Origin of the sequence: Stenotrophomonas sp. Iso1 (assembly GCF_027497995.1) — a bacterium.
Taxonomy (GTDB): domain Bacteria; phylum Pseudomonadota; class Gammaproteobacteria; order Xanthomonadales; family Xanthomonadaceae; genus Stenotrophomonas.
Map to the genome: position 1 here is coordinate 302316 of NZ_JAODBT010000001.1, position 12303 is coordinate 314618.

General features: G+C 63.7%; 8 protein-coding genes. 3 read left to right on the plus strand and 5 right to left on the minus strand.

Annotated elements, in window-relative coordinates; all coding sequences use genetic code 11:
• Positions 1 to 85: 85 nt before the first annotated feature.
• Complete coding sequence (hrpB, locus tag PAN08_RS01100; RefSeq protein WP_269789712.1) at positions 86 to 2590, minus strand: ATP-dependent helicase HrpB; 2505 nt, start codon at positions 2588 to 2590, stop codon at positions 86 to 88.
• Between the two features lie 176 nt (positions 2591 to 2766).
• Between hrpB and PAN08_RS01105 the strand changes: the two genes are divergently transcribed.
• Positions 2767 to 3561: a TatD family hydrolase gene (locus PAN08_RS01105; RefSeq protein WP_269789713.1), complete on the plus strand. Its 795-nt coding sequence runs from the start codon at positions 2767 to 2769 to the stop codon at positions 3559 to 3561.
• Positions 3562 to 3579: 18 nt separating this feature from the next.
• On the opposite strand, the gene panE is transcribed toward PAN08_RS01105, so the two are convergent.
• From panE to PAN08_RS01120, 3 genes are all read right to left on the minus strand, one after another.
• Positions 3580 to 4518, minus strand: coding sequence for a 2-dehydropantoate 2-reductase (gene panE, locus PAN08_RS01110; protein WP_269789714.1), 939 nt, complete (start codon positions 4516 to 4518; stop codon positions 3580 to 3582).
• 243 nt (positions 4519 to 4761) lie between these two features.
• Positions 4762 to 5556: an ABC transporter permease gene (locus tag PAN08_RS01115; protein ID WP_269789715.1), complete on the minus strand. Its 795-nt coding sequence runs from the start codon at positions 5554 to 5556 to the stop codon at positions 4762 to 4764.
• Positions 5553 to 6506 (minus strand): ABC transporter ATP-binding protein, encoded by a 954-nt coding sequence (locus PAN08_RS01120; protein ID WP_269789716.1) that lies wholly within the window; start codon positions 6504 to 6506, stop codon positions 5553 to 5555. Before PAN08_RS01120 ends, PAN08_RS01115 begins: the two co-directional genes overlap by 4 nt.
• Positions 6507 to 6606: 100 nt before the next feature.
• Between PAN08_RS01120 and PAN08_RS01125 the strand changes: the two genes are divergently transcribed.
• Positions 6607 to 7356, plus strand: coding sequence for a ferredoxin--NADP reductase (locus PAN08_RS01125; protein WP_269789717.1), 750 nt, complete (start codon positions 6607 to 6609; stop codon positions 7354 to 7356).
• A gap of 176 nt (positions 7357 to 7532) precedes the next feature.
• Here the strand turns inward: PAN08_RS01125 and PAN08_RS01130 are convergent, their stop codons facing one another.
• Positions 7533 to 10550, minus strand: coding sequence for an ATP-binding protein (locus PAN08_RS01130; protein ID WP_269789718.1), 3018 nt, complete (start codon positions 10548 to 10550; stop codon positions 7533 to 7535).
• A 179-nt stretch (positions 10551 to 10729) separates the two neighbouring features.
• On the opposite strand from PAN08_RS01130, the gene PAN08_RS01135 reads away from it, so the two are divergent.
• Entirely contained in the window at positions 10730 to 11962 is a 1233-nt protein-coding gene (locus PAN08_RS01135) for an EAL domain-containing response regulator (protein ID WP_269789719.1), read from the plus strand.
• The last annotated feature ends 341 nt before the right edge of the window (positions 11963 to 12303 follow it).

The window sequence follows — 12303 nt, forward strand, 5'->3', positions numbered from 1 at the left end:
AGTGGTGAGTGAAGCGGGGTGAAGGCGACAGTAACCGCACCTTGTCCAACCCTCTCTACTCACGCCTGGCCTGCCTGCGCCGCGCTCACGTCCCGCGCGGCTTGGCCCGGTGTGTTGCCGTCGCACTCCACGGGTCATCCGGCCACGGGTGCCGGGGATAGCGTCCTTTCATTTCCTTTTTCACTTCGGCGTATGTGTTCTGCCAGAAGTTCTTTAGGTCGCCTGTCACCTGCAACGGCTTGCCACCGGGTGAGAGCAGGTGCAGCAGCAGCGGCACGCGGCCATCGGCGATGCGTGGCGTGTCGGCCAGGCCAAACAATTCCTGCAGTTTCACCGCCAGCACCGGTGGGCGCGGGGTAACGCCATCGTCGTCCAGTGTGTAGTCGATGCGGCGATCCATGCCGGAAGGCACGCTGATGCGTACCGGCGCATGGCGGTCGATCAACTGCCGCGTATTCCAGTCGATGCCGGATTTCAGTGCTTCGCCGAGTGCTTCTTCGGGCAACGCGTCCAATCGCGTTTTGCCGGTGAAGGCAGGCAGCAGCCAGTGGTCCAGTGTTGCCAGCAAGGCCGCATCGGAGAGATCAGGCAGGCCCAGCTCCGGCATCCAGTGGCGCAGGCCCATCACGCGCCCGCGCCATTGCTGCAGGTTCTCGGTCCAGGGCAGGGCATCCAGACCCAGTTCCTGCACCGCATCGGTGAGGGCACGTGCGGCATGGGCCGGGTTCACCTGGCCGGCGGGGCGGCTGTCGAGCACGATGCGCTCGAAGCTGCTTTCGCGGCGCGCTTCCAGTGCACGCTTGCTGCCGTTCCAGCGCACCACATCCTGCTGCCGGAAGCGCGTGGGGAAGTCACGACGCAGGCGTACTTCGTCCACCGGCGCGGCCCGCAGGATCAAGGCATCGCGCGGGTCGTGGCGCAGTTCGCTGATCACCAGCCACGGTTCGCCGCGCAGGTCGCTGTTGTCGAACTGACGCGCGCTGCGGCCATTGGCCAGCTGATAGCGCATCGGGTCACTCGGATGCTGCACGGCGATGCGGTCAGGGAAGGCGTGCGCAAGCAGGTCGCCCAACTCGTGTGCTTCGATATCGGCCGGTGGCGCGCCATCGCAACGCAGACGCCGTCGCCATTGCTTGGCAGCCGCATCAATGGCGGCCAGCGCGCTGCGATTGGCGTCATGCGGTGCGCGTCCATTGCGGAAAGCGGCCAGTGCGCGCCAGCGGGCGGCCAATGCGTCGCCGCCTTGGCGTAGCGGATCGCGTGCTTCCAGCAGTGCGGCCAGATCCGCCGCCAAAGCCTGCTCTCGGGTGTTCGTTGCCGACAGCAGCATCGCGGCCATGCGCGGATGCGTGCCGAGGCTGAGCATGCGTTTGCCCAGGGCGGTGATGGTGTTGTCGCTGCTCAGTGCGCCCAGGCGCTGCAACAGCTCGCGCGCGGCGGCGAGTGCGCCAACCGGTGGCGGATCAACAAAGCGCAGGTCATCACTGCCCCACGCAGCCAGTTCCAGTGCCAATGAGGCCAATTCGACCTGCATCATTTCCGGGCGCCGTTGTGGCTCCAGTCGCTGCGATTGCGGCCATAAGCGCCACGCCCAACCGGCGGCCACGCGGCCCGCGCGGCCTGCACGCTGGTCGGCGGAGGCCTGTGAGATGGCCACCGCATCCAGCCTCGAAAAGCCACTGTTGGGGTCGTAGCGCGGCTCGCGCGCCAGGCCGGCGTCGATCACCACACGCACGCCGGGCAAGGTTACCGAGGATTCGGCCACGTTGGTGGCAAGCACCACGCGGCGACGGCCATCCGGATCGAGTTGCAACACGCGGGATTGGTGCTCGATGGGGAGCTCGCCGTGGAGGGGGAGTACATCGAATCCTTCTCCCTGCGGCGAGGGACTTAAAGCCGCCTGCACCTTATTGATCTCCCGCTGCCCCGGCAGGAACACCAGCACGTCGCCCGGATGCTCAGCCAGCGCCTGCTCCACCGCGCGGCGGGTCTGCGCTTCCAGCGCCTCATCGCGACGGGCCGGAAAGTGGCTGACGTCCACCGGATAGCTGCGTCCTGCGCTGGACAGGCGCGGCGCATCGAGGAAGTTCGCCAGCCGTTCACCGTCGAGCGTGGCCGACATCACCACGATGCGCAGGTCGTCGCGCAGCTGGTCTTGCACGTCCAACGCCAGCGCCAAACCGAGATCGGCGGACAGGTGACGTTCGTGGAATTCGTCGAACAGCAGCGCGCCCACGCCTTCCAGCAGTGGGTCGTCCTGCAGCATGCGGGTCAGGATGCCCTCGGTGACCACTTCAATGCGGGTGCGCGCTGACACCTTGTTCTCGAAGCGGATGCGGTAGCCGACGGTCTCGCCCACCGGCTCACCGAGCTGCTTGGCCATGAACAGCGCCGCGCTGCGGGCGGCCACGCGGCGCGGCTCCAGCATGAGGATCTTGCGGCCTGCCAGCCATGGCGCATCCAGCAGCGCCAACGGTACCTGGGTGGTCTTGCCGGCGCCGGGCGGGGCTTCCAGCACCAGGCGCGGATGCGCAGCCAAGTGCTGGAGGATGTCGGGGAGTAGCGGAGTGATGGGGAATGCGAGTGACATCGGTCTATTGTAGAAGCGCGCCGGTGTTGCCGCCGGGCAAGGGGCATGAGCCTTGTAGCCCAGGCAAGCGCAGCACCCTGAGCGACGAAATTCAGGCTGTGCGGGCACTGCCTGGAATGCCTCAGGAGACAGAGTGTCTACAATCCCCCTCTCCCGTTTCCCTGTTCCCCGCAAAAATGCAATTGATCGACATCGGCGCCAACCTTACCCACGAATCCTTTGATCGCGACCTGGACGCGGTGCTCGAGCGTGCCCGCGCCGCCGGCGTGGTGCAGATGGTGATCACCGGCGCCAGCCGCGAGCATTCGCCGATGGCGCTGGAACTGGCGCAACGCCATCCCGGTTTTCTGTACGCCACGGCCGGCGTGCATCCGCATCACGCCAGTGAGTACACCGACGAATGTGACGCGGAAATGCGCGCGCTGCATGCGCACCCGGAAGTGGTAGCGGTGGGCGAATGCGGGCTGGATTACAACCGCGATTTCTCGCCGCGTCCTGCGCAACGCAAGGCCTTCGAGCGTCAGCTGCAGATTGCTTCAGAGAATGGCAAGCCGCTGTTCCTGCATCAGCGCGATGCGCATGACGATTTCATCGCGATGATGAAGAACTTCGATGGCCAGATCGGCCCGGCGGTGGTGCATTGCTTTACTGCCGAACGCCGCGAACTGTTCGACTACCTGGACCGCGATTGGTACATCGGCATCACCGGCTGGTTGTGCGACGAGCGCCGTGGCGCGCATCTGCGTGAGCTGGTCAAGCACATTCCTGCTGAGCGCCTGTTGATCGAAACCGACGCGCCGTATCTGCTGCCGCGCACGATGCGGCCGTTGCCGAAGGACCGCCGCAACGAGCCTGCGTTCCTGTCGCATATCGTTGAAGAACTGGCGCGTGATCGCGGTGAGGACGTTGCTGTGACCGCCGCCAACGCTACCGCTGCCACGCGCACGTTCTTCCGTCTGCCGCCGGTCTGACGGCAGGCGGGTTTTCAGTCACGCGGCGCGCTGCGACTCATAGGCCTGCAGGTGGCAATACGCTGCCTGCAGCAGCGGTGCAGCATGTCCAGCGGCAAACGCACGCTCCAGCATGTCACCGACGATATGCGCCGCTTCCACGCGCTGACCGGCTTCCAGGTCGCGCAGCATCGAGGCCTTGATCGGTGAGCCGGGTTTGGTCACCGCGCCGAGTGCGATGTCCTGCGCCTTGGCCGGAATCGGTTGCCCGGCCTGCGCCGCCACGGCCAGACATTCGGCATACAACGCCTGCATGAACGCGGTGCCGTGGTCGGTGGCGACGATGCTGCCGACATCCGCGCGCATCAGGCAGGTGCCCGCGGCCAGCGCGGTCAGGAAGGTGTACTTGATCCATTGCTCTTGGGCGATATCGGCCGAGGCGACGTGATCGAGGTTGGCGCTTTCACATGCGGCTGCGAAAGAAGCAACACGCGCGCTGATCGCGCCGCCGTCGCGCTCGCCAAAGGTCAGCTTGGCCGGCTTGTCCAGGTGCAGCACCGCACCATCATCGGCCTTGGTGGCGCTGATGAAGCACAGCCCGCCCAGCACCTTGTCGCGACCGAAGCGTGCATCCAGCGTGGCGTAATGCCGTAGGCCATTGAGGATCGGCAACACCGTGGTGTTGGCACCAACGGCCGCCGCAATGGCGTCGATGGAGCTGTCCAGGTCGTAGGCCTTGCAGCTAAGGATTACCAGATCGAACGGCCGTGCGTGCGCGAGTTGCGGCAATGCATCGGCAGTGACGTACGTCACCGGGAACGCCGTGTCGCCCAACGGACTGCGGATCACCAGCCCATCGCGATCCAACTGCGCGGCGCGGTTGGGCCGCACCAGGAAGGTGACATCGACACCGGCCTGCGCCAGGCGCCCACCAAAGTAACCACCAGTGCCACCGGCACCAAGAATCAGAATACGCATGCGTTCGAACGTCCATCCGTCAACGGGAAGCGAGTGGGGCCATGATAGGCCCAGTGACGACACGATGGGCCCTTGCAGGAGCGGCTTCCGCCGCGAAGCTGGCAATGGCTCCGTTGACGTGTCATCTGCAAATGCAGTGGTTCCCACGCCGGGATATCCGCTTCGCGGTTGAAACCGCTCCGACTGGGGCGCAAAAACAAACGGCGCCTTTCGGCGCCGTTTGTTCGGGGCAATAGCGCCTGCTCAGCTGCGCAGGCCGATACCACGACGCAGCAGCCACAGTGCCAATGCAGTCAGTGCCGCCACAAAGCCGAGCATCAACGCGTAGGAAATCCACAACGGCACATCGCTGCTGCCCAGCAGGCCGTAACGGAAGGCGTTGACCATGTAGAAGATCGGATTGGCGTGCGTCATTGCCTGTGCCCAGCCCGGCAACAACGTCACCGAGTAGAACACGCCGCCCAGGTAGGTGAGCGGGGTCAGGATGAAGGTTGGCACGATCGCAACGTCGTCGAACTTCTTGGCGTAGACGGCGTTGATGAAGCCAGCCAGCGAGAAGATCGTTGCACCCAGCAGCACCGTGGTCAGCGTCACCAGCGGGTGCGGGATGCGCACGGGGGTGAAGAACATGGCGATGATCAACACGATCACACCCACCATCATGCCGCGCAGCACCGCACCGGTGACATAGCCACCCAAGATCACCCAGTTCGGCATCGGGCTGACCAGCAGTTCTTCGATATGACGGCCGAACTTGGCGCCGAAGAATGACGAACTGATGTTGCCGTAGCTGTTCTGGATCACGCTCATCATCACCAGGCCCGGCACGATGAACTGCATGTAGCTGTAGCCACCCATCGGCCCGATCTTCGAGCCGATCAGGCCGCCGAAGATCAGGAAGTACAAGGTCATGGTGATGGCCGGCGGCACCAGGGTCTGGCCCCAGATGCGCAGGATGCGGCTGACTTCACGGCGGACGATGGTGCCCAGCGCCACCCAATTGCGGCTGCTGTCGGTCACGGGGACGGGGGTACTCATGCTGCGGTGGTCTCCAGGTTGCCGGTCAGGCGCACGAACAGCTCTTCCAGGCGGTTGCTCTTGGTACGCATCGAACGCACACGGATGCCGGCGTCAGCCAGTGCGGCGAACACGCGGTTGAGATCCATCGCGCGCGGCATGTCCAGGTCCAGCGTGTGCGCATCGGTGGCGATCATCGTGGCGCCCTCGATATGCGGCAGCTGCGTGGGCAGCACGCCGTCGATGTCGAAGATGAAACCTTCCACGTCAAGCTTGGCCAGCAGGTCGCGCATCGGGCCCTGCTCGACGATGCGGCCGTGGTTGATGATGGCCAGGTTGCGGCACAGCTGCTCGGCTTCTTCCAGGTAATGCGTGGTCAGGATGATGGTGGTGCCGGCGGCGTTGATTTCCTGCAGCGTTTTCCACATGTCGCGGCGGATTTCGATATCCACACCGGCCGTGGGCTCGTCCAGAATCAGCAGGCGCGGGCGGGTCATCATGGCGCGGGCAATCATCAACCGGCGCTTCATGCCACCTGACAGCGTGCGGCTCATCATCTGTGCCTTGTTCCACAGGTGCGCGCGCTTGAGCTCTTCTTCGGCGCGCACTTCAGCTTCGGCACGCGGAATGCCGTAGAAACCGGCGTAGTTGACCAGGATGTCGAACGGCTTTTCGAACAGGTTGAAGTTGATTTCCTGCGGCACCAGCCCGATCAGGCGCATGGTGGCGCTGCGGTTGCTGACCAGGTCGGTGCCAAACACTTCCACCTGGCCTTCACTCAGGTTCACCAGCGAGGAAATGATGCCGATCATGGTCGACTTGCCGGCGCCGTTGGGGCCCAGCAGGGCGAAGAAGTCGCCCGGGGCGACCTCCATCGAGACGCCCTTGAGCGCTTGTACGCCGTTGTCGTAGGTTTTGCGGAGATCGTGGACGCGCAACGCGGGCGCGATCGGGGAAATTCGGGAGTCCAAGCTCGGGCCTTCGCGCCAGGTTCACGGCGCCGGATGAGTGCAAGGCCGCTATTATAGGTGGCCCCGTGGCCCATGCCCGGCTACACACTGTTTCTCCCCCGTGCCAATCCAATTCCCCCTCAAGCTGGTCGGCCGTCACATGCTGGCGCCCAGCGTCGGCCATTACCAGTTCGTCCGTGACGACGGCCAACCGCTGGATTTCCAGCCCGGCCAGTTCATCCAGGTACATTTTTCCTACGCCGACGGCACCGCCACCAAGCGCAGTTACTCGCTGGCCACCATCCATGACCATGCCCTCGGGCCGGGTGACGCGGTGGATATCGCAGTCAGTTTCGTCCCCGGCGGCGCCGCCACAGCCTTGTTTGAAGGGCTGGAGCTCGGCGGGCACATCACCGGCAGCGGCCCGTTTGGACGCTTCTGTCTGAACCCGGGCGACCACAACAGCCGTTACCTGCTGATTGCCACCGGTACCGGCGTTACCCCGTATCGCTCGATGTTGCCGCTGCTGCGCAAGGCCATCGAAGAACGTGGCGTAGAAGTGGTACTGCTGCAGGGCGCACGCACGCCTGCTGAGCTGCTGTACAGCGAAGATTTCAGGGCCTTTGCCGAGGCTACCCCGGGCTTTCGTTACATGCCGTGTCTGTCCCGCGAACTGCCGGCCAATCCGCACCCGGATGGGCGCCAAGGCTACGTGCAGCAGCATCTGGCCGAGATCGCGCCGGACCCGGCCCGCGACATCGCCTACCTGTGTGGCAACCCGGACATGGTCGACGCCTGTTTCGAGGCGCTGAAGGTCGCCGGGTTGCCCGTTCCGCAGATCCGCCGCGAGAAGTACGTCAGCAGCAAGTAAAGCGCCTGCAAATGCCGGGAATCCGGTGTTTGTTCAGCGCGTTGCCGCGTGGTGATCGAGCGCCCAGGCAAGGTGGGCGCTCGCCGTGCAGGACGTGGAAGGTGAAGGGAGTGCAGAAGCCCGCGATTGGAGTGGTTTCGTCCTGCCATGCACCTTGAATTGCGAGTGGAGGGTCCTTAGCTGGGGATGCGCCCTCGCAGTGCGTCGCGGCTGGTCTGGCCCAGGATGTCGAACTGGGCTTTCAACTCTGCGATGTTGCGGTCCTGCAGCAGTTGCTCCATGTGTGCGCACAGACTGGCTACTTCCATCTCATGCACCAGGGCAAAGGCGCCGCGAATCGAGTGCAACTGTTCGGCGATGCGCTGCACGCGCAGGGCAGCATCCGCTGCGTCGGGGGAAAGCGCCCATTTCTCCACGAGGGTATCCAGCGCCGTCAGCGAGTTCTCCAGGGCTTCGCTCAGGGCGCTGTGGACGCTGGCGGGCAGCGGTCCGAGCGAAAGATCGGGAGGTGAAACCCGGTCGCTTGCTGGGCGGTGGCCTCGCAGGTGGTGGTCCAGCGTGCGCGCCAGCGTCCCCAGCAGCACCGGCTTGACCAGCACCTGGTCGATACCGGCCTCGATGCACAGTTCCCTATCCCGCTCGGAGGCATAGGCGGTGATGGCGATGATGGGTGCCCGCAGGCCTTGGCCGCGCAGACAACGTGCCAGCGTGCGGCCGTCCATGTCCGGCATGTTGAGGTCGGTGAATACCAGATCGTAGACAGACGCTGCCTGCAGTGCGACGGCTTCTGCCGCCCGGGTGGCGGTATCGCAGGAATGGCCCAGTGCATTCAACTGCAGGCGCATCAGCTCGCAGTTGGCTGGATGGTCGTCCACCATGAGGATGCGCGCGGATGCCGAAAGTTCGGGATAGTCCTGTGCTGCGACGGCGGTGGGCTCAACGGCAGTGGCCGACGGCAGCGGCAGCATCACCATGAAGGTGCTGCCTTTACCCAGCTCGCTGTGGACGGTGATGCTGCCATGCATGAGATCCGTCAGGCGACGACACAACGCCAGCCCCAGACCACTGCCGCCATAGCGACGGGCGATGGTGGCATTAGCCTGGGCAAAGCTCTGAAAAAGGCCGGCCTGCTGTTGGGCGGTCATGCCGATGCCGGTGTCGCTGACACCTATCACCACGGACGATTCAGGCTGGTTGTCGTCCTGCAGATACACCTCCAGCAGCACATCGCCGTGGTCGGTGAATTTGATCGCATTGCCCACCAGGTTGTAGATGATCTGCCGTATGCGCGTGGGGTCGCCGAGGTACGCCGGTGCGAGCGCGTCATCGATGCTCAGATCCAGCTGCAGGCCCTTTGCCTGTGCTACCGGCAGGAAGAACGCCACCGTTTCCTGGATGAGCGTGGACAGATCGAAGCGGATCGTTTCGATGGTCATCTGCCCGGACTCGACCTTCGAGAAATCGAGGATGTCGTTGATGATGCCCAGCAACGTGGACGACGACGATGACACCGTGTGCAGCTGCTGCAGCTGCGCGTCGGACAGTGGCGTGCGTTCCAGCAGTTCAAGGTTGCCCAGGATGGTGTTGAGCGGTGTACGGATTTCGTGGCTCATGGTCGCAAGGAACGCCGATTTCGCATGATTGGCGGCGTCGGCAGCCTGCCGTGCCTGCTCCAGCTCATGTTGGGTTTTCTTGCGCAGCGTGATGTCCTTGAAGTTGCACAACAGCACATCGTTGCCCTGGTACTTGGTGTGCACACTGCTGACCAGCAGGTCGCAACTGGAGCCATCCTCCAGCGCCAGCTGGAACTCCTGCTCGCTGTGGTCGTCGGGGCTGTGCGCGCTGCCGCCGAACAACGCCAGGAGCCGTGTATGCAATGGCGGGTCGCTGTGCCGAGCCTCCTCGGCATAACCGCGCATTGCGGCGTTCTGCAGCAGAACGTCGCCGCTGGAAACGGACAACAACGCCAGTCCGAACGGTGCCGTTGTCACCATGGTGCGGTTGAGGTCCTCGCTTTCGGCAATGCGTTGCGAGCGTGCAAAGGCAGGCCTGAATACCTTTCGGTCAATGAACAGCAGGCCGCCCCAGACAAAGCCGATCACCAGCAACATGGCGCCCACGTAACCAAGCTGGCGTGGCCACAGCTCGGCCAGAATCGTGCGCCACGAAAACGCGTGCACCAGCTTCCAGCCGGCAGGGTTAATGCCGTCGCTGACGACGAAATAGCCGTCGTGGTAATTCAAGGTTGCCGGAGCGGCACCTGCCAACGTACCGGCGATGCGCAGCACCTCGGTCTGCGTATCCACCGGGGCAGTGCCCAGCAGCAGCGTGTTGTGCGAATCAACCATCAACGAAGCTTCGTGCGGATTCTTGCCGGCAAGCAACGACGTGAACGTCTGCGTTGGGTACGACGCGACAAACACTGCAAACAGCGTGCCTTCCGAAGCGGCACCCTGCACCAGTCGGATCGACGTGCCACCGGTGATTGGATCGGGTGCCGGTGGCATCCACCACGGCGTGGCGGGGTCGAGCAGGCGGCTGACATTTGCAGGTGTCGTGAAGTCGCCCAGGTCAGCCGCAACCCGTTGGATCAGGGCAGCGGCACCGGTGTCGCTTGTTTCCAAACCGGTCGGTTCGATGGGCGCCGGGCCCATGCCAACGAATTGCCGGTCAGGGCTGAAGAAATAACCGGTGGCCATCAACGCCTGCGAATAGGCGCCGGCCTGGTAACTGATTTCATCGGCCATGCGCAGGTAGGGCGTGTAGCGTTCAATCGGTTGCTGCGGTGAGACATCCGCCAGGACCAGCACCGGTGGGAAGCTGGTGTTGCGTTGAAGTACCAACCGACCATTGCTGCGTGCGAACTGCGCCATCAATTCCGGGAGGGGCTCCTGCCGCGATGGCCACGCGTACTCTTCTTGCTTCACGCTGATGCGCATTGCGCCTTCGCGCACTGCAAATGCCCATTGCAGTGCCGTCCGTTGCATCACGAAATCGGCGTAGCGATTTCCGATGTAGTCCTTCACCTGTGAATGCACAATCACCGCGGTGACCGCTGCAAGCACCAATGAGGTCACCACGCCGCCGATATACAGAAGCAGACGTTGGTGGCGGCTGAGCAGATTGAGTGCGCCGCGCTCGTTGCCGCCGGATCCCGGCGTGTCGGGTGAAGACCTGGTCAGCTGCGTTGTCATCTATCGCCTTCCCCAGGCTGAGTGGTACTCATCATAGGTCCACAGGCTGGTTGCGGCACTGTCCTACCTGCGATTCGGAAGATTAGGACTTGACCGATAGGGGCTGACTCATGGCGCTGGAACAATGGCTTACATCGAAACGCACCACGTCCATCGGCCCTCGCCGGGAGAAGCCACGCATGAACGCTCTTGTACGCGCCGTACTGCCCACCGTCCAAACCCGCGTCATTCACAGCACGTTGGTGGTGGATGGCAACGCGCTGCACCAGGCTCCGTTGGTCAAAGCACTGACCCGCGCCGGCGTCAGCAGCGTAAAGGGCGTGCTGGATGGCAGCAGCGCGGTTGACGCGTTACGTGACCAGTTTTGGGACGTCGTATTCCTGGATCTGGATGTGCAGGACATCACCGGCATGCAGCTGATCGATATCCTTGCCGATCGCGGCAGCAAGGCCGGTGTGGTGATCATGAGCAACCAGCCCAGCCGCTTGCTGCATGCGGCCAGTGGCTATGCCCGTGCGCGTGGTTTGAACGTGATCGGCGCCCTGCGCAAGGCCTTGGATCCGCAGTTGATCCGCGATGTGATTGATGATTTCGCGCTGTCGCAAGGCGCAGCCGCCAGCGTGGCGAGCGCGTTCGCGCCGTTGTTGGACTTCCCCGCAGAAGCGCTTCGCCATGCGTTGATGGCGCAGGAGATCAAGCCGTACTTCCAGCCGCAGCACAACGTAGCCAATGGAACGCTGCGCGGCGCCGAGGTGTTGGCGCGCTGGCACCGCGCCGATGGCACCGTGCTCAACCCGGCGGTGTTTCTGCCGTCGTTCGAGCGTGCGGGTCTGTTGGAGTGCCTGACCAACTACATGCTCAGCTGTGCGTTTGAGACCATGGTCACGGACGCACATGGCGGCGGGCACGTGTTGGCGATCAATGTGCCGGCCACGGTTGCCCGTTCGACGCATTGGGCGCAGAGCATTGCCGATCTGGCAGGCGTAGCCGGGGTCGATCCGGGACGGGTGGTCATCGAGATCACCGAAGATGGTGGCGCGCTGTGCAATGACGCGTTGTCCGGTGCAGTGACGCAACTGCGCCTGCGTGGCTTCCAGTGTGCGATTGATGATTTTGGTAGCGGGGATTCGTCGCTGGATCGCTTGTTGTGCGTGCCCTTCAACGAAATCAAGATCAACCGCAGCATGGTGCAGCAAGCGCGCGAGCACCCGCATGCGCGCAGCGTGCTGGCCAGCATCATTGCCATGGGAAAGCAGCTGGTAGCGACCGTGGTTGCCGAAGGCATTGAGGACGAAGAAGACCTTGGCATGGTGCGTAGCCTCGGCTGCCAGGTGACGCAGGGTTACCTGCACGGTCGACCGATGTCGCGCGCGGCTTATCTGCGCTACCTGTTGCGCAGTAGCAACCGCTGATCGGCGAAGGTCACCGTCCGTTCGGCCGCAGCGGCGAGGTGGTTCACGTGGGTTGATCGCTCGTGCAGCGGTGCCGAGACCCGTTGCGCAACACGCTTCACTCGGTTGCTGGACAGAGCCGCTGCAGACCGTGGTCAGCCACTTCATCGTCAGGCCAATGGCAGGCGGTGGGTCCAGACCATGGTGTTCGGCGTTGGACCGCATCCAGACACGTTCTGGCAGCTGCCGGTGTGGGAGTGTCGTCGTCAGGCTTTGGATAAGCAGCCTCTGACAAAGAAGTCGTCCACTGGCGGGGCTCATGTCATAGAATCCTCTGACACATGAGCCTCATGTGTGCTGAT

Excerpts from the sequence above, each read along its gene's own strand:
- hrpB (WP_269789712.1), bottom strand. The coding sequence starts at position 2,590 with ATGTCACTCGCATTCCCCATCACTCCGCTACTCCCCGACATCCTCCAG.
- PAN08_RS01105 (WP_269789713.1), top strand. The coding sequence starts at position 2,767 with ATGCAATTGATCGACATCGGCGCCAACCTTACCCACGAATCCTTTGAT.
- PAN08_RS01135 (WP_269789719.1), top strand. The coding sequence starts at position 10,730 with ATGAACGCTCTTGTACGCGCCGTACTGCCCACCGTCCAAACCCGCGTC.
- PAN08_RS01130 (WP_269789718.1), bottom strand. The coding sequence starts at position 10,550 with ATGACAACGCAGCTGACCAGGTCTTCACCCGACACGCCGGGATCCGGC.
- panE (WP_269789714.1), bottom strand. The coding sequence starts at position 4,518 with ATGCGTATTCTGATTCTTGGTGCCGGTGGCACTGGTGGTTACTTTGGT.
- PAN08_RS01115 (WP_269789715.1), bottom strand. The coding sequence starts at position 5,556 with ATGAGTACCCCCGTCCCCGTGACCGACAGCAGCCGCAATTGGGTGGCG.